Annotated in this window: 25 protein-coding genes; 11 read left to right on the plus strand and 14 right to left on the minus strand. The window is 67.1% G+C overall.

Annotated features, from left to right (window positions below):
- Positions 1–64: 64 nt before the first annotated feature.
- Positions 65–1,849: an ABC transporter transmembrane domain-containing protein gene (locus tag V9E98_02335; protein ID MEI2715829.1), complete on the minus strand. Its 1,785-nt coding sequence runs from the start codon at positions 1,847–1,849 to the stop codon at positions 65–67.
- Positions 1,846–2,628 carry a biotin/lipoyl-containing protein gene (locus V9E98_02340; protein ID MEI2715830.1) on the minus strand — a complete coding sequence of 261 codons (783 nt, stop codon included), beginning with the start codon at positions 2,626–2,628 and terminating at the stop codon, positions 1,846–1,848. The genes V9E98_02335 and V9E98_02340 overlap by 4 nt, the downstream gene beginning before the upstream one ends.
- Before the next feature lie 77 nt (positions 2,629–2,705).
- On the opposite strand from V9E98_02340, the gene V9E98_02345 reads away from it, so the two are divergent.
- The 3 genes from V9E98_02345 (at position 2,706) to V9E98_02355 (ending at position 4,977) form a co-directional block, all read left to right on the plus strand.
- A complete protein-coding gene (locus tag V9E98_02345) occupies positions 2,706–3,494 on the plus strand; it encodes a serine hydrolase (GenBank protein ID MEI2715831.1) in 789 nt (262 codons plus the stop codon).
- Between the two features lie 83 nt (positions 3,495–3,577).
- Positions 3,578–4,378, plus strand: coding sequence for a class I SAM-dependent methyltransferase (locus V9E98_02350; protein MEI2715832.1), 801 nt, complete (start codon positions 3,578–3,580; stop codon positions 4,376–4,378).
- 164 nt (positions 4,379–4,542) lie between these two features.
- Positions 4,543–4,977, plus strand: coding sequence for an ElyC/SanA/YdcF family protein (locus tag V9E98_02355; GenBank protein MEI2715833.1), 435 nt, complete (start codon positions 4,543–4,545; stop codon positions 4,975–4,977).
- 57 nt (positions 4,978–5,034) lie between these two features.
- Here V9E98_02355 and rsrA read toward each other — a convergent pair whose 3' ends face one another.
- The 4 genes from rsrA to V9E98_02375 all read right to left on the minus strand — a co-directional run bounded on the left by rsrA (position 5,035) and on the right by V9E98_02375 (position 7,819).
- The gene (rsrA, locus tag V9E98_02360; protein ID MEI2715834.1) at positions 5,035–5,334 is read right to left on the minus strand and encodes a mycothiol system anti-sigma-R factor; all 300 of its coding nucleotides are present in this window, start codon (positions 5,332–5,334) and stop codon (positions 5,035–5,037) included.
- Positions 5,334–6,056 carry a sigma-70 family RNA polymerase sigma factor gene (locus V9E98_02365; protein ID MEI2715835.1) on the minus strand — a complete coding sequence of 241 codons (723 nt, stop codon included), beginning with the start codon at positions 6,054–6,056 and terminating at the stop codon, positions 5,334–5,336. The genes rsrA and V9E98_02365 overlap by 1 nt, the downstream gene beginning before the upstream one ends.
- 189 nt (positions 6,057–6,245) lie before the next feature.
- Complete coding sequence (locus V9E98_02370; GenBank protein ID MEI2715836.1) at positions 6,246–6,947, minus strand: alpha/beta family hydrolase; 702 nt, start codon at positions 6,945–6,947, stop codon at positions 6,246–6,248.
- Between the two features lie 32 nt (positions 6,948–6,979).
- Positions 6,980–7,819 (minus strand): SDR family oxidoreductase, encoded by an 840-nt coding sequence (locus tag V9E98_02375; GenBank protein MEI2715837.1) that lies wholly within the window; start codon positions 7,817–7,819, stop codon positions 6,980–6,982.
- Between the two features lie 171 nt (positions 7,820–7,990).
- On the opposite strand from V9E98_02375, the gene V9E98_02380 reads away from it, so the two are divergent.
- Positions 7,991–9,151: a PilT/PilU family type 4a pilus ATPase gene (locus V9E98_02380; GenBank protein MEI2715838.1), complete on the plus strand. Its 1,161-nt coding sequence runs from the start codon at positions 7,991–7,993 to the stop codon at positions 9,149–9,151.
- A gap of 66 nt (positions 9,152–9,217) precedes the next feature.
- Positions 9,218–9,592, plus strand: coding sequence for a hotdog domain-containing protein (locus V9E98_02385; GenBank protein ID MEI2715839.1), 375 nt, complete (start codon positions 9,218–9,220; stop codon positions 9,590–9,592).
- Positions 9,593–9,610: 18 nt separating this feature from the next.
- Here V9E98_02385 and V9E98_02390 read toward each other — a convergent pair whose 3' ends face one another.
- Positions 9,611–11,323: an acetolactate synthase gene (locus V9E98_02390; GenBank protein ID MEI2715840.1), complete on the minus strand. Its 1,713-nt coding sequence runs from the start codon at positions 11,321–11,323 to the stop codon at positions 9,611–9,613.
- Positions 11,324–11,398: 75 nt separating this feature from the next.
- Between V9E98_02390 and V9E98_02395 the strand changes: the two genes are divergently transcribed.
- A complete protein-coding gene (locus V9E98_02395; GenBank protein MEI2715841.1) occupies positions 11,399–12,256 on the plus strand; it encodes a hypothetical protein in 858 nt (285 codons plus the stop codon).
- On the opposite strand, the gene V9E98_02400 is transcribed toward V9E98_02395, so the two are convergent.
- Positions 12,249–12,773, minus strand: coding sequence for a hypothetical protein (locus V9E98_02400; GenBank protein ID MEI2715842.1), 525 nt, complete (start codon positions 12,771–12,773; stop codon positions 12,249–12,251). The genes V9E98_02395 and V9E98_02400 overlap by 8 nt on opposite strands.
- Before the next feature lie 27 nt (positions 12,774–12,800).
- Here V9E98_02400 and V9E98_02405 point away from each other — a divergent pair, with 27 nt between their 5' ends.
- Positions 12,801–13,886 (plus strand): SDR family oxidoreductase, encoded by a 1,086-nt coding sequence (locus V9E98_02405; GenBank protein ID MEI2715843.1) that lies wholly within the window; start codon positions 12,801–12,803, stop codon positions 13,884–13,886.
- Between the two features lie 70 nt (positions 13,887–13,956).
- On the plus strand, positions 13,957–15,465 hold the full coding sequence (locus tag V9E98_02410) for a histidine kinase N-terminal domain-containing protein (protein ID MEI2715844.1): 1,509 nt from the start codon (positions 13,957–13,959) through the stop codon (positions 15,463–15,465).
- 87 nt (positions 15,466–15,552) lie between these two features.
- Here V9E98_02410 and V9E98_02415 read toward each other — a convergent pair whose 3' ends face one another.
- Both V9E98_02415 and V9E98_02420 read right to left on the minus strand, forming a co-directional pair.
- Complete coding sequence (locus V9E98_02415; GenBank protein MEI2715845.1) at positions 15,553–15,804, minus strand: WhiB family transcriptional regulator; 252 nt, start codon at positions 15,802–15,804, stop codon at positions 15,553–15,555.
- Positions 15,805–16,030: 226 nt separating this feature from the next.
- The gene (locus V9E98_02420; GenBank protein MEI2715846.1) at positions 16,031–16,435 is read right to left on the minus strand and encodes a hypothetical protein; all 405 of its coding nucleotides are present in this window, start codon (positions 16,433–16,435) and stop codon (positions 16,031–16,033) included.
- A gap of 34 nt (positions 16,436–16,469) precedes the next feature.
- Here V9E98_02420 and V9E98_02425 point away from each other — a divergent pair, with 34 nt between their 5' ends.
- The gene (locus V9E98_02425) at positions 16,470–17,393 is read left to right on the plus strand and encodes a diacylglycerol kinase family protein (protein ID MEI2715847.1); all 924 of its coding nucleotides are present in this window, start codon (positions 16,470–16,472) and stop codon (positions 17,391–17,393) included.
- Between the two features lie 34 nt (positions 17,394–17,427).
- Here the strand turns inward: V9E98_02425 and V9E98_02430 are convergent, their stop codons facing one another.
- From V9E98_02430 to sodN, 3 genes are read right to left on the minus strand one after another with little or no spacing between them, the layout of a single operon-like run.
- Entirely contained in the window at positions 17,428–18,228 is an 801-nt protein-coding gene (locus V9E98_02430; protein MEI2715848.1) for an RNA polymerase sigma factor SigF, read from the minus strand.
- Entirely contained in the window at positions 18,225–18,611 is a 387-nt protein-coding gene (locus V9E98_02435) for an anti-sigma regulatory factor (protein MEI2715849.1), read from the minus strand. The genes V9E98_02430 and V9E98_02435 overlap by 4 nt, the downstream gene beginning before the upstream one ends.
- A 1-nt stretch (position 18,612) precedes the next feature.
- Positions 18,613–19,023: a superoxide dismutase, Ni gene (gene sodN, locus V9E98_02440; GenBank protein ID MEI2715850.1), complete on the minus strand. Its 411-nt coding sequence runs from the start codon at positions 19,021–19,023 to the stop codon at positions 18,613–18,615.
- Between the two features lie 51 nt (positions 19,024–19,074).
- Between sodN and sodX the strand changes: the two genes are divergently transcribed.
- Entirely contained in the window at positions 19,075–19,398 is a 324-nt protein-coding gene (gene sodX / locus V9E98_02445) for a nickel-type superoxide dismutase maturation protease (protein ID MEI2715851.1), read from the plus strand.
- A 128-nt stretch (positions 19,399–19,526) separates the two neighbouring features.
- On the opposite strand, the gene V9E98_02450 is transcribed toward sodX, so the two are convergent.
- Complete coding sequence (locus V9E98_02450; GenBank protein ID MEI2715852.1) at positions 19,527–19,766, minus strand: hypothetical protein; 240 nt, start codon at positions 19,764–19,766, stop codon at positions 19,527–19,529.
- 253 nt (positions 19,767–20,019) lie between these two features.
- Between V9E98_02450 and V9E98_02455 the strand changes: the two genes are divergently transcribed.
- On the plus strand, positions 20,020–22,029 hold the full coding sequence (locus V9E98_02455; GenBank protein MEI2715853.1) for a hypothetical protein: 2,010 nt from the start codon (positions 20,020–20,022) through the stop codon (positions 22,027–22,029).
- The last annotated feature ends 118 nt before the right edge of the window (positions 22,030–22,147 follow it).

A 22,147-nucleotide genomic window follows, 5' to 3' on the forward strand; every position in this document is an offset into this window, starting at 1 on the left:
GATGTCGTCGTACTGGCCCCGTTGCACGACGCGACCGTCCTCGATCACCAGGATCTGGTCAGCGTCACGCACGGTGCTCAACCGGTGAGCCACCACCAGGCAGGTACAGCCACGGCGCCGCAGGTTCGCCTCCACTTCGGCTTCCACGACGGGATCCAGTGCGCTGGTGGCCTCGTCGAGGATCAGGATCGTGGGGTCCGTGACCAACGCCCGCGCGATCGCCAGGCGTTGCATCTCGCCGCCACTGAAACCGCTGTCGCGCCCTGTGACGACCGCGTGGTACCCGCCGGCCCGAGAGGACGGCGGACTCGATGCAGGCGTCCTGAGTGGCCGTGCGCACCTGCTCGTCGCTCACTGAGTCGTCCCACATGGTGAGGTTCTCGCGGATCGTCCCAGGGAACAGCGTCGACTCCTGAGGGACGTAGGCGATCTCCGCTGTTCGGGCAGCGCGTGGCACCAGCAGGCGGGGGGTGCCGTCGAGCAGGACCTCACCGCGCCAGGGACGCAACTCACCGATCACCAGGCGGGCAATCGTGGTCTTGCCGCTGCCGCTGCTGCCCACCAGCGCCAACCGGGTACCGGCGGGGACAGACAGATCGAGGGAGTCGATGAGGGGTACGCCCGCGCGGTCGTAGCCGAACGAGATGTCCCGCAGTTCGATCCCACCGCGTAGGGTCTGGGGTGCCGGGCGGTCATCGATCTCGATCACCTCGGGGTCCAGGGGGACACTCAGCAAGGTGTCGGTCTGGTCAGCGGCGCTGACGACGAACTGGAACAGAACCCCGAACCACACCAACTGCGCCAGTGCGTCCAGGAGCAGGACAGCGAAGGCCTGGGCAGCGACCACTGTCCCGAGCGAGGTGTCGCCGTTCATCACCAGCAGACAGCCGACCGCGAGTACCGCACCGAGCCCCAGGGCGGTTGCGGTGGCGGGGATGAGCACAATCCACTGGTTGACGACACCCAACCTGCTCAACGCCCGCGCCGTGCGGCGCCGCGCGGCTGCCCACCGGGAGAAGGCGAACTGCTCCCATGACGCCGCCTTGATCGATTCGATCGAACCCACCACTTCGGCGGTGATGCTCGACAGGCGCACCAACTCGTCGTCTGCCAAGGTCTGCACACTGCGACGTCTGCGCAGGACCACCAGGGACAGTAGGACCGATGCGGCCGCGACTGTGGTGGCTGCCAGGCCCACGCGCAGGTTCAGCACCAGCAACGCCAGCGAGAACACCACGGCGTTCAAGACGTTCACACCGGCGAGAGGCAAGAGCAGGCCACCTTGGTAGGACAGTCGCTGCCGCAGGTTCAGTCGGGCGATCAAGTCACCGGCGCCGAACCGGGCCACCTCGGGGGGTGGCATGTTCAATGTGTGCCACATGAAGCCGACTTGTCCGGTGCGACTGAGATGAAGCACGAACAACCGCAGGACGGCGTATTGCAGGGCGATGATGGTCCCGCTGACCAGCGCCGACCCGATAAGCCCGATGAGCACCGGAGCCACCCAGAGCTCATCACCTGCCACCAGGTAGCGATCGACGAAGAGGCGCAACAGGAGGGGGACCGCCAGGGTCGGGACCAGTCCTGCGAGGGCAGCCACGAACAAGAAGATCATCGTATTGCGGCCACGCCCGAGCAGGTGAAGGATCCCGCGCCACGGTCCGCGGGCAGCCAGGAAGCTTCCGGTGGGACGGCCGTTCTCGGCGACGCCGTAAGTCGCCAGGGTCACCGCGCGCTTTTGGTCGGCGCTCAGGCCGTCGAGTCCTGCTTCGGTCGCGGCGACATCCGCCTCGGCGACGGGGCGACCCAGCCGGTTGAGGGTAACCGTGACGTCGGCGGCGGTACTCACGGCACGATCCGCTCGATCACGGCCGGTTCGTCGATCACCACGGTCACGTCTGCCAGCAGCCCGGCATTCACCGGCTTGTCTGGACCGTCTCCCACAGTCCACAGGTAGCCGCTGGGGGTGTCGGCGATGGTCAGCTGCACCGTGACCTCTCCGACTGGTCCCTGGGCCAGGAAGTAGTCGGTCAGAGCGACGTTGTCCCCCAACAGGGTCAGCAGCCGACCCCGATTGGCCGGGGCGGGTGATGTGGCGATGACCTTGCCCTCGATGTATCCGTACTGTGCGCGCGGCACGTTCGAGGGTGACACCAGAGCGCGCATGCCGGTCTCGACGAGTTCTTGGGTGGCCGACGGGAGAAAGCCCTTCGCCTGCTGTGCACCCCCTTCGGGGTCCATGGTCAGCAGCGGTTCCCCGCCCTCGGTGGATCGACCCGGTCGCGCGAGGACATCGATGACGAGGCCGTCCTGCGGAGAACTGACCGGGTCTGTGCCCTCGGCGGTGCGAACCGTCACCAGGGTCTGCCCGGTCTGCACCTCGTCGCCGGGTGCCACCAGGACCCGGTCGACGATGCCGATGACGCTCGTGCCCAGCTCCGCGTAGCCGCCTTCGGGCAGGATGATGCCGCGCCCCGTGACGGTCTCGGGCGCCCGCCCGAACAACGCCCACAGCACCGCGGCGCCGACGAGCAGGCAGACGCCGACGAGTGCTATCACGAGCCGGTGAGGAGTCAGCGAACTGCGGTTGGCGATCTCCTGGGTCGGATCTGCCGGGGCGGTCGCCATGATTCCTGATGGTAGGCGCAACGGCAGTAGCGCTCACGGTGATTGGTCGCTCCCAGACACGCTGGCAGACTGACGCCGTGGAGTCGTCGATCGACCGGGAGCACCTCACCCGCGAACTACTGTCCGGTTTCGCTGGGGCTCCGGGACGTTCGGTCCACCTGCGAGTCCGGACACCCACTGAGACCGCCGAGTTCGGTGTCCATGCAGATGTACCGCGACCCGCAGCGAGTCTGCTCAAGTTGCCGCTGGCGATGGCCGCCGAGTCCGCCGGGCTCGCGGAACCCGGGCGGCGGATCCCGGTCGGGCGTATCGGTGTAGGCGACAGTGCGCTGCTGAACATCCTCACCGCGGACACGGCGTTCACAGTCACCGAGTTGATCGGCATCACGATCGGACTGAGCGATAACGACTGCGCGCGCTGGCTTCTGGGCGAGGTGGGCATCGCCGCGGTTCGCGATGCCGTCGCTGCGGCGGGCTGTGACGCCACAACTGTGGCGACCGAGTCCGGGCGCATCCCACTGGTGGGGATGACCACGGCGCGCGACAGCGTCAGGCTCATCGAGCGGGCCACCGACACCGGCAGGTACCCCGTCACCGCGCATGCGCTGCGTCACAACATCCACGCCTCAAGAGTGCCGCTCGGAGTCGAGGAGCAGGACATCACGATCGCCCACAAGGGTGGGACATTGACCGGCGTCGCCCATGATGCCGCGGTCCTCGACTGCGATCGGGGGCAAGTGATCGTGGCTTTCCTCAGCGACGCCCAGCACGACACCCTGGTCACGGGCTACGAGATGGGCTTGTGCACCCGCGGAGTTCTGCAGACCTGGGGCCTGTCGGTGCGGCGCACCAGTGGACTGACATGACCGACCCTGTCACGCCGTCGGGCCCGGGTCGGTCACATGTTCCGCCGGGCCACCCTTACTCTCCGATTCCATCGACGGCCGATGTGGAACGCGCATTGACCGTCGCGGAGTCGACACCATCTCATCTGGTCGGGCTCGATCTCCGGGAACAGCAGCAGATGGAGTTCCTGACCTCACTCCAGTCGTTGTACCAAGACCTGGACCTCCCGTTCGCCCCAGGCGAGGGCCGGTTCTTCCTGGACAACACCTGGTTCACGTATGGGGATGCTGTGGGTTACGCACTCATGCTGCGACACGACCCACCGAGCCGGGTGATCGAGGTCGGCTCGGGATTCAGTTCGGCGCTGGCCCTCGATGTGGCCGAGCGGTTCCTCGAGCCCCAACCTCGTTTCACATTCATCGATCCGGACCCAAGTCGGTTGGCGGACCTGGCCCGACCGGCGGACCTCACCGATCGCGTGGTCATCGACGAGGTGCAGAACGTTCCGGTGGCCCGGTTCGCCGAGTTGAACTCCGGCGACATCCTGTTCATCGACAGCAGTCACGTTCTGAAAGCCGGATCAGATGTCCAGTTCCTGTTCGATCAGGTGTTCCCGGTTCTGGCTGCGGGCGTGCGTGTCCATATCCATGACGTCTTCTACCCGTTCGAGTACCCCAGCAGTTGGCTCAGATCCGGAACCGCCCTGAACGAGGCCTACGCCGTGCGTGCGTTGCTGCTCGGCGGCAGTCGGTTCCAGGTACTGCTGTTCAACTCCTATCTCGTGCGGTTCCACCGCGAGTGGTTCGAGCGCCACATGCCCCTGTTCCTAGGTGGCGATTACCCCACGGGCGGCATCTGGCTGCGGGTGCAGGAACCCGGCAGCGGGCCCGCGCACACCGGCTAGGTTCTTGCCTGTGCGATTCGTCAGATGGGCCGCTGCCTCAGCGGCGGCCGCAGTGGCCGCAGTGATCGGCATCAACCTGTACGTGCTGTGGTCGGCCCGAAGCCGGACCATCACGGATCTGGACGACTTGCCCCATCGCGCCGTGGGGGTGCTGCCGGGGTGCAGTGAGTGGAACGTCACGGGGGTGCGCAATCCCCATTTCGTCGTCCGGACCCAGGCGGCATCGGACGTGTTCGGCGGCCCACAAGGTGGACCGGATGATTCTGTCTGGAGGTGCTCCGGAGGTCGCGGAGATGCGGGCGGAGTTGGAGCGGCGCGGGCATTCCCCTGATGTGTTGATCGACGACGTCCAGGGGTTGAACACGGAGGCATCCGTGCGTAACGCCTTGCCCTACGGCCCCTTCACGCTGGTGGGGGAGGAGTACCACATGCCGCGGGCTTTGCTGCTGGCGCGGCGCAACGGGGCCGATGCCATCGCGTTCGTGGTGCGGTACCAGACCTCGCACTTGCGCGTGCTACGTCGTTGTCTGAAGTACCGCAGGATTCCCGCGCGGGAGCGGGATTGGATCGCACGGGTGAAGGACTTCGTCACCGGGTAGTCGACCGGTGTCTTGGGTCCCACTGGTCACCGAGGCAGGAGGCGCGACGATCAAGGGTCAGTCCGCGCGGATCTCCGTGCGGCGCACGGTCAGAGTCGTGAATCCCGCCGTCACCCGCACTTCGGTGATGCTGGTCATGATGCGTTCACGAAGTTCATTCGGCGCGGTGCGACAGCCGCAGGAACTGGCGATGCGCCAGCGCAGATCCTGGTACTCGGAGTACTGCTCCAAGCACGGTGGGCAGGTCTCCAAGTGATGCTGCAGTTGCGCGAAGAGTTCGGGGCTCATCTCGGCATCGATGAACTCGTCGAGATGCTGCAGCGTCTCCAGGCAATCGGGGTCGTCTTCGCAGGCCATCAGTCCACCTCCGTCCCGCTGGGTACCAGACCCTGTTCGCGTGCGTAGTCACCGAGCATTTCGCGCAGGAGCTTGCGGCCCCGGTGCAGCCGGGACATGACGGTTCCGACCGGAGTGCCCATCTTCTCGGCGATCTCCTTGTAGCTCAGGCCGTCGACATCGGCGTACAAGACCGCCGTGCGGAAGTCATCGGGAAGAGCGCGCACCGCTTCGGCGATCGTGGGGTCGGGAAGACGCAGCATGGCCTCCACATCCGCCGGGCGCAGGCCCTCGGTCGGTTGCACGCCCGCCTGCACCATCTGCCAGTCCTCCAAGTCGCCACTGGCTTGCGTGGGTTGGCGCTGTTTCTTGCGGTAACTGTTGATGTAGGTGTTGGTCAGGATGCGCCACAACCAGGCCTTGATGTTGGTGCCGTCCTTGTATTGATGGAACGCGGAGTAGGCCTTGACGAACGTCTCCTGCAGGAGGTCCTCCGCATCCGCTGGGTTGCGGGTCATTCGCAGGGCGCCGCCGTACAACTGGTCGAGATAGGGCAGGGCGTCGCGCTCGAAGCGAGCCTTGCGTTCGGCCTCGGATTCCTGGGCGGGCTGGGTGTCCATCACGGCAAAGCCTACGGGGTGATCGGTTCGGATCGCCGGGCCGGGGAATGGCACCAGGTGCGGAGAGCGCACATATTCCTTGGGAACCGGCGCGTCCGTTCCCGCCATCAGTGTCGTCGCCATTGCCACTGAAATGCTCCTCGTCGCCATAGGGCTTCGCGCCGCTGGGCATCGGTTGATGCCCAGTTCTGCAACGTTCCTCGACGTCTTCGACGTTCTGCAACGTTCCTCGACGTCTTCGACGTCTTCGACAAGGGCCACAACGTCATCGTTGGTCGCGGGCATTCCCTGGGTTCAGTGGGTCTGCCTGTCTCACAGCAGCATTCCGCGCCCGCCGGAGCGGTTCAGCAGTACCCGGCGTGCAGTCTCGAACAACACGAGCCCGACTTCGTCACGTGTGACCGTCGCCTTCTTCGGGATGGCGAAAGAGTGGTCTGCCCACGGGGCCGAGACGACCAGAGCGGCCGCATTGTGTTCCGCGAGCTCGTCGGCGATCTCCAGTGGCGTGCCGAAGGTGTCGCGATCGCCCTGAACGACGGTCACGGGACAGTGGTGGCTGGCGGCGACCAGCTCATCGATGCGGGTGGGGCTGGGACGCCCGGGTCGATGCAGGGGAAACGCGAGACACAAGACGGCGTCCGCGCCCAAGGCGCCCGCTGTCCGACAGGCGATGCGTGCGCCCGTGCTGCGACCGCCGATGACGAGGCGGCGCAGGGCATCTCCGGAGCGCTTGATGTCGGTGACGACTTCGCGGAAAGCCGCATCTGCCTGGTCGGCGGAGGGGCCGACCTTCTTGCCGGACACGCGCCATGGTTGTTCGACCAGGAACACGTCGACTCCGATGCGCGGCAGATCGTGGGCCAGTCGCTGCAGATCCCATGCGTCGATGCCGCCGCCGGCCCCGTGCCCGAGTGCCAGCGTGGCCCGCGGGACCCCCCGGCGCACGGCAAACTGGTGCGTACGGGCCAGCCCCACGGTTGTCTCGATGTCCTCGATGCGGTCGGCGGTGGGCATGTCTCCATAGTTGCCCCCTGGACCGCGGTCCGCTACGTGGGGGGGCCGCCTGCCTTGGCCGCCTGGCCGCGGAGCTGCTTGGTGATTACCCGCAACACCATGGCCGGTGAAGTCCGGAACGATCGCCACGCGGCACGGGCTGTCGCCGGCGCGACGATCAGCGGATCGTTGTGGTCGAGGCCGCGCAGGATGTCCACCACCAACTTGTCCAGTTCGTAGACACCGCCAGGCAGCGCCTGGGCCATCTCGCGGACTGGTTGCCTGATCGTCACTGGGGGCAGATCGTCGGGCATCTCCTTGTCCAGGATCGGAGTGTCCGTGAATCCCGGACACAGCGCCGAGAAGCGAACACCGCGATCGGCGAACTCCACGCGCAGCGACAACGTCATCCCGACTACGGCATGTTTGGTGGCCGAGTATGGGGCGAGGAAGGGCGCGGGCACGAGGCCGGCCAATGACGCCGTGTTCACGATGTGACCGTCGCCTTGACGGACCATGTGTGGCAGGGCCGCTGTCACGCCGTGCACGACTCCGCGCAGATTCACGTCGATGACGCGGTCCCAATGCGCGACATCCAACTCCAGGGATTCGCCGCCGACACCGATGCCGGCGTTGTTGAACATGACGTCCAGGCGGCCGGTGCGCGCGACTGTGTCGTCCACCAACTGTCGGACCGCGGCTGCGTCGCGGACGTCCAGTTCGGCGCCGATGACCGACGCTTGTGTGGTCCGGCTGAGAGTGTCGGCGAGTGCCTCGGCCCCGGACACGTCGATGTCGGCGAGCACGAGAGTGTCCCCACGCCGGGCCAGCGCCCGGGCCAGGCCGGCGCCGATGCCGGAGGCGCCCCCGGTGATGATGACGGTGCGCGACACGGAATCAGGAGTTGGGGCGCTTGCCGCCGTTGGCGGGTTTGTTCTTGCGTGCGCGGCGCTTGCGGGCTCGTTGGCTCATGATGCTCTCCTCGTTGTGGTTCTAAGTGGGAGTGATGTGCGCCAGACTAGCCCTGACGGTGGATGCGGACGGAGGTGACTCGACTCAAGCCCATGAAGGTTCCTTCCGAAACCCCTGACGTGACAACTCCTGCCCCGGAGATGGCGGCGCGCTGGCAACAGCAACCTCGCAGCGGACCACAGTCGGTGATGCCCTATCTGCGCGCCCTGATTGACTCGGGGGGGTCCGACTTGCATTGCAAGGTGGGCTCACCCCCCAGGATTCGCGTCGATGGTCGGCTGCGCCGACTCGATGCGCCGGTGCTCACCGCCAGCGACACCGAACACATGGTGCACGAAGTGCTCCGCAGCGATCTCGTCGACTCCTTCGAGACCACCAACGAAGCCGACTTCGCCTACGCCATGGAACGGGTCGGTCGGTTCCGCGTGAACGCATTCCGACAGCGCGGAACCGCCGGACTGGTGTTCCGTTCAGTGGCGATCGGAGCCACACCACTGTCCGATTTGGCCCTGCCCGACGTAGTGGCACCGTTGGCGCTCGAACCGCGCGGACTGGTGTTGGTCACAGGACCCACCGGGTGCGGCAAGACGACCACGCTCGCCGGCATGGTCGATCACATCAACGTCAACCGTGAGGTTCACGTCGTCACCATCGAGGACCCGATCGAGGTGATCCACGAGGACAAGATCGCGATGATCAATCAGCGTGAAGTCCACGTGGACACAGGTAGTTTCGCCAACGCCATGCGCGCAGCCATGCGCCAGGACCCCGACGTCATCATGGTCGGTGAGATGCGGGACATCGAGACGGTGCGGGCTGCCATCTCGGCTGCTGAGACGGGTCACTTCGTCATGTCGACCTTGCATACGGTGGACTCCGAGGAGACAGTGACGCGCATCATCGACTTCTTTCCTCCCCACGAGCAGCGCCAGGTCCGCCTGAGTCTCGCCGGGGCCCTGCGGGGAATCCTGTGTCAGCGACTGGTGCCCAAGGCGGATGGAACCGGGCGCGCGGCAGCGATGGAGGTCTGCATCAACACCGGTCGGGTCGCCGACGCGGTGAGCGATCCTGACAAGACATCCATGATCGGGCAGCTGGTCGCCGAGGGCGGCTACTACGGAATGCAGACCTTCGACCAGCATCTGACGAAGTTGTTCGCCGACGGAGTCGTCAGCCTCGATGCTGCCCTGGCATCGTCCAGCAACCCCCACGACCTCATCGTGGAGTTGCGTCGACTCGGCCTCGTTCAGTAACGACTCAGTCGCTCTCCGTCAGAGCCCCCACTGCGGTTCCTGGTGAGTATGGGTAGGTTTGCTCCCATGAGTGACATTCAGGTGGGGGATTCGGCCACCCTCGAGTTCGTGGTGGGGCCCGAGGACACCGCCGTGGCGCTGGGAAGTGGCGACGTCGATGTGCTCGCCACCCCACGAGGGATCGCGTGGGTCGAGGCAGCCACTTGCGCCGCCGTAGCCGAGCGACTCGAACCTGGCGAGACCACCGTGGGAGTCCGGGTGGTTGTCGACCACGTCAAGCCCTCACGGGTGGACGACACTGTTGTTGTCACGGCAGTCGTCGCGCTGACCGAGCGGCGCAGATGCGTATTCGACGTCGCACTCGTGAATCTCGATGGATCGACCGCCCTGTTCGGTGTCATCGACCGCATGGTCGTGGACAAGGCCGAGTTCGGGGGATGATCGACTCGGTTCGGTCGGTCACACGCCTGTCGTGCTGCGCGGATAAGCGATATCGGTGTCCGTGAGCACATTCACCAGGTAGGGCACTCCTGATGCGAACGCACGGTCGAGCGCCGGGCCGATGTCTCCGGGATCGCTGACCGTCTCACCGGCGCCGCCCAGCGCACTCGCGACCTCGTCGTAGCGGGTCGGGAGCAGGTCGGCGATGACGTCGTACCCGTAGAGGAACTTCATCGGGTGCTTCTCCAGCGCCCACGACTTGTTGTTGCCCACGACCATCACCACCGGCAGGTCATGACGCACGAGGGTGTCGATGTCCATCAGCGAGAAGCCCGCTGCGCCGTCGCCGAGCAGCAACACGATCTGGCTGCCCGGATGTGCGACCCGCGCCGCCATGGCGTAGCCCAGTCCAGTGCCGAGGCAACCGTACGGACCTGGGTCCAGCCAGCGGCCCGGCCGCATTGGTTCGATGTAACGACCGGCGAAGGATACGAAATCGCCGCCGTCGCCGATCACCACTGCGTCGTCCGCCAAACGGGGGATGAGTTCCCCATACACACGGGCCGGATGGATGGGGTCGGCGCTGCTGGCGAGGTCCGGCGCGTCCGCCGCCACCGCGGCACGGTGGCGCTCGAGTAATTCCCGGGTCCAGCCGCGGTGATCGGTGGTCTCATGCCTCCCGTAAGCTGCGCCGATGCCGTGCAGGATCGCCCCGAGATCCCCCGCCACCTGTGCTGCCAGATCCACATGCGCCGCGATGTGGGACGCGGAGTCAGCGATATGCACGACCAGGGCCGGTGGTGCATCGCCGGCGCCGCCGAAGCGCCCGTATCCGAGCCGGAAGTCCAGGGGTGCCCCCACCACGACGACAAGGTCTGCGGACGCGAATGCCGCGGAGCGCGCCCGCGTCACCAGGCAGTCGTGCCCGCGCGGCAGGATCCCGCGCCCCATACCGTTGGCGATCACCGGCAGACCCAGTTCCTCGACGACCTCGCGGGCGATCACCTCGGCGCCGCCGGCCCAGACATCCCCGCCCAGCACCAGCACCGGCCGCTGTGCGCTGGCGAGCAACTCGGCCACGTGCTGGACAGCCGCGGAGTCGGGTTCGGCCGCGGCATCAGGAACACCCCGCGGAGGAGTCGACTCCCCGTGCGAGAACAGCACGTCCATCGGAACATCGACGAACACGGGTCCGCGGTGCGGGGTGCCGGCCACCCGGAAGGCGCGGTCGATTTCGCTGCCGACCTGCGCCGGTTCCGAGACGGTGAACGCCGCTTTGGTGACACTGTCCACCAGCGGCGGATGATCGAGTTCCTGCAAAGCCCCCGTACCCCACCGTCCTGCCGGAGAGCGGCCGCCCAGAACCACCATGGGCGATCCGTTGAACCAGGCCCCGGTGATGGCGCTCACGGTGTTGGTGACTCCAGGGCCCGCCGTGACGACCGCGAGGCCAGGGGTCCGGGTCAACTTGCCGGTTGCCTCCGCCGCGAAAGCGGCGGTGGCCTCGTGACGGACGTCGATGAGGCGCATCGGCCCCTCACGTTCGGCGCGCCGGGTGTCACCCGCAGTCGCAGCCACGGCGTCGGCCCCGCCTACGGCGGCGTCATACACGGGAAAGACGTGCGCACCGGACAGCGTCCACATGACGTCCTGCCCGTGAGCAGCGGCAGCCGCGACGACATGAGTGCCGCCGTGCCCTGAAAGGGTCGATTCCGGGGTGTTGTCGGTCATGGCCCGAACACTACCCACCGGGGATCAGCGGCGACTCAAGCCGTGCTCGCGGTCGCGGCCGTGTTGAATGTGGCCATGACCACCGTCGCCGTCGTCACGTGCCTGACCATGCCCGAACCGGATCCCGACCAGGACCTGTTGATGAGCGCTCTTTCCCGTGTGGGTGTGGAGGCGGAGCTGGTCGCCTGGGACGATCCCGCTGTCGAATGGCGCAGTTTCGGACTGGCCGTGATCCGATCCACCTGGAACTACATCGATCACCTGGCGCGCTTCACGTCGTGGGTGCATTCGACGGCTTCCGTCACCACCTTGCTCAACCCTGCCGCCGTCATCACCTGGAACACCCACAAGGGGTATCTGCAGAACCTGGCCGACCGGGGTGTACCGATCGTGCCGACCGCGTGGCTGCCCCAGGGCTCGACCACCCGGTTGGCGGAGGTCATGGATGACAACCTGTGGTCCGATGTCGTCGCCAAACCCGTCGTGGGCGCCGGCTCCTACCTGACAGAGCGCATCCGCGACCCGGAGTCCGCCGACGCTGTGGCCTTCTGGAACCGCCTCACCTCCGAGCGGGAAGCCATGGTGCAGCCCTACATGCCGTCGGTCGAGGAGTACGGGGAACGGTCGGTCATCTGGATCGACGGCGAACTCACCCACGCCGTGCGCAAGAGCCCTCGACTCGGTGACGATCCGGAGTCGGTGTCCGAAGCGCTGCCCATCAGCTCGACCGAACGGGAGGTCGCCCAGGAGATCGTGGCCGACATCCCCCACGAACTGCTCTATGCGCGGATCGATCTGATCCGCGACGACCATGACCAGCCGCTACTGGCCGAACTCGAACTCGTGGAGCCGTCGTTGTTCCTCAAGCAGAGCCCCGCCGCCACGGAGCGACTGGTCCGCGCCATCAACTCGCGGGTGGCCGCCGTCAACTGACTTCCGCGATGATCGCGATCTCCCAGCCGTTGTCGCCCGCCACGGATGTGATGCGCATAGGCAGCGGCGGAGCTGTCTTGCGCTTCTCCCCGGGGGCTTCGTACCCGGCGTTGAAGGATACGAACGGAGCCAGATAGTCCACCGTCGCACCGTCCGCCGGATCGAGACGGACTCCGTAGTACCCGTCCCCCTGCAACTGCGGCAGATAGACCCCGACGGAAACCGTGCGGGGTGGACTCGAGTCGCCGATCATCTTGGTGTCCGTCGTGAAAACGGTGGCGGAGTACGGCTGGCCCGCAGTTGTCACGCCGATCGACTCGGCGGTCCGTGTCCCTCTTTCGGGGAATCCCATCTGAGGGTCGAACACCGAGACCTGCACTTCATCGGTCCCGAGTCGATCCCGCGGGTCGGTGACGGACACGGTGAATTCGTTGTTGAACGTGGCGGTCCCGCAGGCCGTGAGAGACAGCGCGGCGATCAGGGACCCCAACGCCCCAGACAGTACCCGGCGAATCATGGGACCTCCGTGCGATACGTTCGGCCGGTGGCTCACCTGCTGCTCACCGGCGCCACGGGCATGGTCGGTCGAGAGATTCTCGCACGCGCCGTCACCGGCGGCCGGTACTCCGACGTCTCGTGCCTGGTCCGCCCCAGCGACACCCAGTCCGCGCAGGAGCGACTCGACCAACTGTGCCGCCGCATGGGCGTTCCCACCGGAGTGCGCGCGATCGCCGGCGACGTCCGAGAACCCGGTCTGGGCGTACCCGCCCGGAACCTGACGGGTGTCACCCACGTGATCCACAGCGCCGCGTCGGTGTCCTTCGACCTCCCCATCGCGCAGGCCCGCGCCATCAATGTCACCGGCACCGCCAACCTCCTGGCCGCGTGTCGTCGGCTCCCGGCGCTGGAACGCATCGACGCGATCTCCACCTGCTACGTCGCTGGACGTCGCTCCGGACTCGTGTTCGAGGCGGACCTCCAGCGCCCGGTGGCCGGTTTTCACAACACCTACGAACAGACCAAGTTCGAGTCCGAGGAACTGCTGCGCGCCGCCATGTCCGATCTGCCCATCGCAGTGCACCGGCCGTCGATCGTCGTCGGGGACTCGCGCACCGGCGCGACGGGGGCGTGGAAGGTCCTGTACTGGCCGCTGAAGGTCATCGCCCGGGGATGGCTGCCGGTAGTGCCGTTCGATCCTGACTGCACGCTGGACATCGTTCCGGTGGACTTCGTCGCGGATGCGGTACTGGGGCTGGCGGCAGATGCTCACACCCTGGGGGGAACATTTCACCTGGCCGCGGGGCCCGACCGCGACACCACCACGGGGGAGTTGTTCGGACACGTGTTCCGACTCCTCGAGCGGCGCCCGCCGATGCTCGTCCCTCCCGCCCTTTTCCGAGCGACCATCCGACCTGCCCTGATGTTGGCGCCGTCGCCACGATTGCGACGCACGCTGGCCACCGGCCTCGTCTACCGCCCGTACCTGGAACTGCGGTTGCAGTTCGACACGTCGGGGGCGGACCGGCACCTGGCGCCGCTGGGGATCGATTGCCCGCCCGTGACGAACTACATCGACACTGTCGTGCGCACCGCCATCGAATCGGATTTCGGCAACCGCGACGGACACTGAACCGCCCGGCATGCTGTGAGGTCAGGGCCGGGACTGTCGCAAGACGCCAAAACCTGGTAACCACCGAGGTATGGCGTCATGGGAGAGCGTGGTCCGCACTCGGACGGAACTGTCCGCGGCCGAACGTGAGTACCTGTCGGCCCTGATCCGAGAGTGGTCACTCCTCGCCGACCTGAGCTTCTCGGATTTGGTTCTGTTCGTGCGCACCTGGGACGCGGCCGGCTGGTACGTCGCCGCGCATGTTCGCCCATCGACTGCCCCCACCGCCATGACCGAGGACCTGATGGCCGCCTTCCTGCCGCGCTCCCAGGCTCTCACCCTCGAGCGGGCGCTGCAGTCGGCAGAACCCGCCCGCGGTGGTGGTGACCGTGCGGTTCGGTTGGGCAGCGCCAAAGTGCCCGAGCCGATCGAAGCCATACCGGTGCCCTTCGACGGCCAAGTCGTGGCCGTCATCGCCCGGTACAGCCAGATCGATCAACGTCGGCTCGGCGAACTCGAACGTCAGTATCTGAGTGCCAGCGATGTTCTCCTCGGCATGATCGCGCGAGGTGAGTTCCCGCTACCGACCGGTGGTCTGCTGGGTGGTGACGCACCACGCGTGGGCGACGGGCTCTTGCGCTTGGATGCCGACGGGTGCATCAGATACGCGTCTCCCAACGCTCGTACCTGTCTGCGCCAGTTCGGGATCGGTGACCTGCCCGCCGACTCCCACCTCGCCGACGAATTGGTGCTGTCAGCGCGTCGGCATGAACCCGTCGACCAACTGCAACTGCGGATCGCCGCCGGCGAGGTCGCCGGCGAAGCCGAGTTCTCGTCGCCCACCGCGATTCTGACTCTGCGATCGCTGCCCTTGCGCGACAGTCGGGGACCGGCCGGGGCCGTCGTGCTCGTCCGAGACGTCTCCGACGTCCGCCGTCGGGAGCGGGCGCTGTTGTCCAAGGACGCCACGATCCGGGAGATCCACCACCGGGTGAAGAACAACCTGCAGACCGTGGGGTCGCTCCTGCGGCTGCAGGCACGCCGACTTCCCGACGGAGCGCCGCGCTCCGCGCTGCTGGACGCTGTCGCCCGCGTCAGCACGATTGCATTGGTCCATGACTCCCTGTCGCGCAGCCCGGGTGAACAGGTCGACTTCGATGAGATCTCGCGGCGAGTGCTGGCTATGGCCCGCGATGCGGCGGCCGCCCAGGACCGGCAGCCACGCGTGAGCGTCGCCGGGTCATTCGGGGTTCTGCCGTCGACGGTCGCCACCCCTCTGGCCATGGTCTTCGCGGAGATCCTGCTCAACGCGATGGAGCACAGCGGTGCCGACCATGTGCTGGTGCGGGCCGAACGAGAGAGTGCCGAACTGGTGTTGGAAGTCGCTGATGACGGTCGAGGATTCGATCCGGAGACCGCGGCGGGTCTGGGCTTGCAGATCGTCCGGACCCTCGTGACAGATCAGTTGGGCGGGACCTTGGAGATCACGAGTGGGCCTGGTCGCGGGGAGGAGGGCCGCAGGGAGGAGCGTCGCGGGGAGGAGGGTCGTCCAGAGGTAGCCAAGATGGCCACCGAAGTGACCATCTCATGTCCGCTCTGAGTTCGGTCCGCTCTCGGCTCAGGTCCCGCTCTTGGCTCAGGTCCGCTCTCGGTTCAGGTCCGCTCTCGGTTCAGGTCCGCTCTCGGTTCAGGCGGTGCGGGCGCGCTCGCGGGCCCGACGGCGCTTCAGGGAGCGGCGCTCGTCTTCGCTCAGACCGCCCCACACGCCGGCATCCTGGCCGGTCTCGATCGCCCAGTTGAGGCAGGGCTCTGCGACATCGCAGGTGTTGCAGACGCGCTTCGCGTCATCGATCTGTTGCAGGGCAGGACCTGTGTTCCCGATGGGGAAGAACAGCTCGGGCTCTTCATCACGGCAGGCGGCGGAGTGGCGCCAGTCCATGCGGTCCTCCTCAGGTGCTCCCGGACTGTCCGGAAACGCATGTGAAACGATTCACGAGCAAGGCCGAGCAGCAGCACGCACCAGGTGTGTTGCGGTTGCTACCAGACCCCCACGTTGTCGGCTCCAGACCGACTCCTTAAGGGTTTCAGGTTCCCCGAGACCACACAAGAGCAACAGCCAGCGTGGCCGCCCATGTGCGTGAGGTGTTCGTCACACCTGTTTGCCATCAGGGTTGCGAGGGCTGCCCCGGTTCGGCGTTGATGCGGTCCATGACCACACCGCCGAGGCCGATCACAGCCGCCGCCGTGATCACCACCCCGGCGGGGACGGCGCCGCCGGTACCGGTGGCCAGCGGGATGCCCACGGTCAGGGCCAGCAGCTGGACGACGACAAAAGGAACGGTGGACCACCCCGTGCCGCGCCAACGTCCCACGGCCAAGGCCAGCACGCCGGCCCCGAACAGTGCGAACACGAGGATCTCGACCGTGACCCCGGCCGGAGACGATACCTCGACGGGCCCTTGCAGGCCCGATGTCACGGCTACCCACGTGATGCTGCCCGCGTAACCGAGCAAGGTCAGCCCCTCGGCCGCGGCGATCACGGCTGTCACAGCCCGTGCGGTCGGCGGCATGGGAACCAGCGTAGGTCAGTACTACCCTCGGCGGATGCGCGGACTTCTTGTCGTCAACCCGAACGCGACTACGACCAACGAGCGTGTCCGCGATGTCATCGTGTCGGCATTCCGCAGCGAGGTCGATCTCGACGTCGTCATGACCACGCACCCCGGCCATGCCCGGGAGTTGGGGGAGCAGGCATTGCGGGATGGACTCGATGTCGTCATCACCCTCGGGGGGGACGGCACGATCAACGAGGTCGTCAACGGCTTGCTGGTCGATGGACCCGGCCCCAAGGTCCCGGCTCTCGCCACAGTGCCGGGCGGATCGGCGAACGTCTTGGCTCGGTCCACCGGCCTGCCGCGAGACGCCGTGGAGGCGACCGGCGTGTTGTTGGGAGGGCTGCACGGCCACCGCTGGCGCACGATCAGCCTCGGACGGGCGGGCGACCGGTGGTTCACCATGAACGTCGGCATGGGCTTGGACGCCGAGATAATTGCCGCCATGGAGCGGCAACGAGCGGCGGGGAAGAAGGCGTCACCGGCCAGGTACTTCGCCACCACGTTGCGCGAGTACTTCGCCGGGACCGACCGCAAGGAGCCGGCCATCACGATCGAACAGCCCGGCGAGCCGGACATCGATCACGTGTTCCTGGCCATCGTCCAGAACTCCGCGCCCTGGACCTTCTTCGGGGAGCTTGCCGTCAATCCCAACCCGGGAGCCAACTTCGATGAGGATTTGGATGTCTTCGCGATCCGGGATCTGCGGGTGCTGCCGTCACTGCGTTGGGCGCGGCGTCTGCTCATGGGCAGCCAGGCCGACTCGACCAAGGGACTCTTCGTGGGACGCGACATCGCTGAACTGACGTTGAAGGCCCAGCGGCCGGTCGCCGTCCAGATCGATGGTGAGGCGTTGGGAGACCAGCAGGAGTTGCGCATCGTGAGCGTTCCACGTGCGCTGCGAATTGTGGTGTGACGAGCGGTCGCTCGCGGCCGGGAGGTGCTGGTGATCAGTACTCGTCGAGCATGCCGCTGCGCAGTTGGGCCAGGGTGCGGGCCAGAATGCGCGACACGTGCATCTGAGAGATCCCCATCTCGGCTGCGATCTGGGACTGGGTCTGATTCTTGAAAAAGCGCAGCATCAGGATGCGACGCTCGCGTTCGCCCAGTTCGGCCAACAGCGGCTTGAGGGACTCGCGGTTGTCCACCCCCGCCAAGGCGTCGTCTTCGCTGCCCAACGTGTCACCCAGGCTGAGCGAATCGCCATCGTCTCCGCTGCTCGTCCCGGCGTCGAGAGACGCCGTCGCGTAGGCCTGGGCGGACTCAAGCCCCTCGAGCACCTCGTCCTCCGAGATCTCCAGGTAGGCGGCCAACTCGGCGACTGTGGGCGATCGTCCTGACGTCTGGGACAACTCCTGTGAGGCTCGCGACAAGGAGATGCGCAGTTCCTGCAGGCGTCGGGGCACCCGCACCGCCCAGCCGCGGTCGCGGAAATGTCGCTTGATCTCGCCGACGATGGTCGGCGTCGCGTACGTCGAGAATTCGACGCCGCGTCCGGAGTCGAACCGGTCGACCGCCTTGATCAAGCCGACGGTTCCCACCTGGACGAGGTCGTCGTGCGCCTCGCCTCGATCCCGGAATCGCCGCGCGAGGTGCTCCACCAGCGGCAGGTTCATCGTGACCAGCTCATCGCGCAGCGGCTTGTGGCGTGGGTCCGTATCCGGCATGTTCGCGAGCTCGGCGAGGATCACGTGCTCGCGCTCACGGTCGCGTTCGGTCCAGCGGCGAGAGCGGCCCCGCGTCACGGTCACTGGACACTCACCAGTTCTCGGTTCGCCTGCAGGGTGAGGGTCACCCGACCGTCCTCGATGGCGGCATTCGCCTCGGAAACCAGCGCGGTGAGCACGGTCCAGGAGAACGTCGTCGTCCGTGGGGTCCGACCCGATGAACTCGTCGATGTGATCGCGATCAGCACACCGTCGTCGGTCGGCTGCCAGGAGCACTCGAGATCAGTGCCGGGGACGCTGTCGAGCAGCAGCAGCGAGATCGCCTCGTCGACCGCCAACGACAAGTCCTCAAGGCGTTCCAACGGAAAATCCAGTCCCGCACAGACACCGGCGGTCGTCGCGCGGGCCAGCGCCAGGTACGAACTGGCGGCCGGAATCCGCAGGTGAACGTGACCGGAGTCCGCCACGTCAGGCTTTCTTCGTTTCCCAGAAGATGTCGGCGATCTCGTCGATCTTGGCCAGGAGTTCGTCAGCGACCGCGACATCGGTCGAGCCCTTGGTCCCTCCGGCGCCGGCCAACTTCGTCGCCTCGTTGAACAGCGAGTTCAAGTTGGGGTACTTCTCGAAGTGAGGGGGCTTGAAGTAATCCGTCCATAGCACCCACAGGTGCTCCTTCACGAGGTTCGAGCGTTCCTCCTTGATGGTGATCGCGCGGGTGCGGAACTCGGGATCGTCGGAGGCGTTGTGCTTCTCGATGATGGCCTTGACCGACTGGGCCTCGATCCGGGCCTGGGCCGGGTCGTACACACCGCAGGGCAGGTCGCAGTGAGCGTGGACGACGGTGGTGGGCGTGAGATGGCGGATGATCCGTGAGAGCACGATAGTCCTTCCTATGCGCAGGCAACTGACCGCGACCTTACCCTCATGGGGATGAACCCGCGAGACTGGTGGCGCGATCGGTCGCCCTTCCTCACCGCGGTGGTCACCGGGGATTCCATGCTGCCGAAGTTCCGCGCCGGGGACTGGGTGCTCATCCGGCGAACCCACCGGGTCCGGTGTGGCCAAGTCGTGGCGGTCCAAGATCCGCGAGAGCCTCGTCGGTTGCTCATCAAGCGGGCGATCCGGCGCACTCCTCGGGGCTGGTGGGTGTTGGGCGACAATCCCGCTCGCTCGACGGACAGCCGGGACTTCGGAGCGGTCGCTTCCGGGTCAGTGGTCGGTCGGGTGTTGCTGCGGTACTACCGACGGTCGTGACATTCGGTGAATGCCTGGCCGTTCGGTCCTGTTCGAGTCGGGCCGCCAGGTGCCGCCGGGGCGGGAGTGTCGCCAGGTGCCGTCGGGTGTCGCCGGGGGTGGGGAGTGTCGGGCAGCTGCGCGAGTCCTCAGCTGCGAGTGCCCAGGTGGCGCGGGAGGAACTGGGACGGCGTTGCCGATATGTCGTTCACGAGGACTTGGAGGAACTGCTCTCCGTCGCGGTTCCAGGCAGCCACTTCGTCCGCCTCGAGTTCGATGACGATTTCGTAGAGTCCGACGGTTCCGCACACCACTGTGAGCAGGTACCGACCATCGTCGGTCAGCACCAAGTCGAAAGCCCAAGGAGCCGAGGCGAGAGTGACGGCCATGCTGCAGTTGTGACACGTGCCCGAGTCGCGGTCAAGGGCTTGAGCCGCGCCTGCTGGAAAGCCGGTGGCGCGGGTTGTCCGTCCTGTGAGATTCGGGGTCCTGTGGGGTGATTCCGTGCTTGCCGGGGGGGTGACCTCGGTCCGGGTGAGGTCTTGTCGGCCTGGGGTTGTCCACAGGTGTCGTGGGGGCGGGTGTGTCCAGGGGCGTGTCGGGGCGGTGATGGGTGTCGGACCCGAGGCGTAGGTTTCGAACATGAGTTCGAATACTGATCGGGGCGACCCCACCACCAGCGACCCGGGTGCCACTGCTGATCTGTCGGCCGCTGCCGATTCCCCCGCGACTGCCATTACAGCGGACTCTGCTTCCACTGATGCAGCTCCGGTGGGTCCTGTCGCCGATGCCTTGGATCGTCAGGGGTCTGCTCCTTCGGATGTCGATCCCGAGCCCGCTGCCGCTTCGGTCGTTGACGCCTCGGATACTCGCCCGCCCGCGGATCCCTGCGCCTCGGGTGCCCGCCCGTCTGCGGATCCTTCCCCCGCGGAGGCCGTGGGTGGGGATCCGGTGTTGCCGTTGCCGGGGTCGGGGGGGTCGGCGCGGGCGACGTGGGTGGGGTCGCGGCCGGGGTGGGTGCAGGCGGGGTGGTGGGACGCGCCGCTGCGCCCTGCGGTGCGCGCGTTGCTGGATGTCCCGCTGGGTCCAGACTTGGTGACGGCGTTGCTGGGGTTGGACCCGCAGTCGCGGTGGCGCTGCCCGGACCCTCATGTGGAGCATCCGTCGTATCTGCGCCCCACGGGGCGCTCGGGGTCTCCGTGTGCGTGTATGACGGTGGTGTGCGCGGCGTGGGCGGCGGTGGCGTCGTGGATCGATCATCAGGCCACGGTGGCGGTGGCCGCCGCCGCTGGTGCGACGGTTCAGGTTGTGGACTGGGACCGCGACGACCCGCGGATGGGTACCGTGGTCGACCCCGCCGTCGACGAACTGGCCCCCGCACTACGCGTGTCCCCCCGCGGGGCGCGGACCCGGGTGCAGTCCGCGCGCGCGTTGATCGCGCGCCCCGCGCTGTCGACCGCGGTCGAGCAGGGCCTGGTCACGGGGTTCATGGCCCGCGCGGTCACCTGCGACCTGCACGAGTTGACCCGCGACGCCCCCGCGCGCGCGGACCTGGTCGTGGACATCTTGATCGAGAAACTACGCGCTCGTCACGTCACCGGGGCGCGGGCGTGGACGATCACCGAGGTCCGCCAGTGCCTGACCCGCATCGCCGCGTCACTGCACGTGGATCTCCGCGCGACCCGCCAACGCGCGAAGACGGGGCGGCGGGTCACCATGACCCGCGACGGGCGCGTGGGCACGATCATCGCGGACCTCCCCGATGACGTCGCGGTACGGATCATGGACCGCCTGCACGACCTCGCCCACCACCTCACCGACCCCGACGATGACCGCACCGCGGACCACAAACGCGCCGACGTGTTCACCGACCTGCTCCTCGACCAGGCAGCCAGTCGCGCAACCTCCGTGTCAGGCCCGAAGTCAGGGTCGGGATCGGGCTGCGACTCAGGCCCAAGCTGCGACTCCGGTTCAGACCCGGGCTCGGGCTGCGACTCCGGTTCAGGCCCGGCGGCGGGGAACGCGGAGGCGTCGAACACACCACCGAACTCAGCGCCGAACCCTGCTTCGGGTTCCCGCCCGCCGCGGGTGACCCCGGGGCGAGGGGAGGTCGCGGTGGTCATCGACGCCGCCACCTTGCTCGCCCTGGCCGACCACGCTGGTGAGATCCCCGGCTGCGGACCGATCCCCGCCGAGATCGCCCGCGAACTGGCCGCGGACCGCAAATGGCGGTGGTGGATCACCGAACCCACCACCGCACACGTCACCGCCACCAGCGCGCGGACCTACACCCCATCCGCGGCGTTGGCGCGGCTGATCCGAGCCCGTGAACCGTACTGCCGCATGCCCGGCTGCCGCGCCCCCGCGCACCGCTGCGACCTCGACCACACCGTGCCCTGGCCCGACGGCGACACGACAGCAGACAATCTCGGACCCGTTTGCAGGCGCCACCACAACCTCAAAACACACAGACATTGGAAACTGACCAACAACGGCCCCCACGGTCACAGCCCCGCACCCACCGCGACACGCCCCGACGGTCACAGCCCCGACGGTCACACCCCCGACGGCGACAGTCCCGGCGGCTGGACCTGGGCCACCCCCACCGGCATCACCCACCACGACACCCCCGAACACCCTCTGCGAACCTGACCAGCCACCCGGACCAAGCCGGATTCGGGTGGGGGCCAGTGTCGTCTGCCGTCCGCCAACGCTGAGACCCGCGCCGACCCGCGCCGACCCGTGCCGACCCGTGCCGACCTGCGCAGAA

The organism is Candidatus Nanopelagicales bacterium (genome assembly GCA_037045355.1).
In the GTDB taxonomy this organism is placed as follows: domain Bacteria; phylum Actinomycetota; class Actinomycetes; order S36-B12.

Bases quoted from the DNA above. Each gene is read 5' to 3' on its own strand.
- V9E98_02400 (MEI2715842.1), bottom strand. From the start codon at position 12,773: ATGATTCGCCGGGTACTGTCTGGGGCGTTGGGGTCCCTGATCGCCGCG.
- V9E98_02395 (MEI2715841.1), top strand. From the start codon at position 11,399: ATGACCACCGTCGCCGTCGTCACGTGCCTGACCATGCCCGAACCGGAT.
- V9E98_02415 (MEI2715845.1), bottom strand. From the start codon at position 15,804: ATGGACTGGCGCCACTCCGCCGCCTGCCGTGATGAAGAGCCCGAGCTG.
- V9E98_02340 (MEI2715830.1), bottom strand. From the start codon at position 2,628: ATGGCGACCGCCCCGGCAGATCCGACCCAGGAGATCGCCAACCGCAGT.
- V9E98_02420 (MEI2715846.1), bottom strand. From the start codon at position 16,435: ATGCCGCCGACCGCACGGGCTGTGACAGCCGTGATCGCCGCGGCCGAG.
- V9E98_02450 (MEI2715852.1), bottom strand. From the start codon at position 19,766: ATGGCCGTCACTCTCGCCTCGGCTCCTTGGGCTTTCGACTTGGTGCTG.
- sodX (MEI2715851.1), top strand. From the start codon at position 19,075: ATGAACCCGCGAGACTGGTGGCGCGATCGGTCGCCCTTCCTCACCGCG.
- rsrA (MEI2715834.1), bottom strand. From the start codon at position 5,334: ATGGCCTGCGAAGACGACCCCGATTGCCTGGAGACGCTGCAGCATCTC.
- V9E98_02410 (MEI2715844.1), top strand. From the start codon at position 13,957: ATGGCGTCATGGGAGAGCGTGGTCCGCACTCGGACGGAACTGTCCGCG.
- V9E98_02390 (MEI2715840.1), bottom strand. From the start codon at position 11,323: ATGACCGACAACACCCCGGAATCGACCCTTTCAGGGCACGGCGGCACT.
- V9E98_02425 (MEI2715847.1), top strand. From the start codon at position 16,470: ATGCGCGGACTTCTTGTCGTCAACCCGAACGCGACTACGACCAACGAG.
- V9E98_02365 (MEI2715835.1), bottom strand. From the start codon at position 6,056: ATGGCGACGACACTGATGGCGGGAACGGACGCGCCGGTTCCCAAGGAA.
- V9E98_02380 (MEI2715838.1), top strand. From the start codon at position 7,991: ATGAAGGTTCCTTCCGAAACCCCTGACGTGACAACTCCTGCCCCGGAG.
- V9E98_02370 (MEI2715836.1), bottom strand. From the start codon at position 6,947: ATGCCCACCGCCGACCGCATCGAGGACATCGAGACAACCGTGGGGCTG.
- V9E98_02455 (MEI2715853.1), top strand. From the start codon at position 20,020: ATGAGTTCGAATACTGATCGGGGCGACCCCACCACCAGCGACCCGGGT.
- V9E98_02385 (MEI2715839.1), top strand. From the start codon at position 9,218: ATGAGTGACATTCAGGTGGGGGATTCGGCCACCCTCGAGTTCGTGGTG.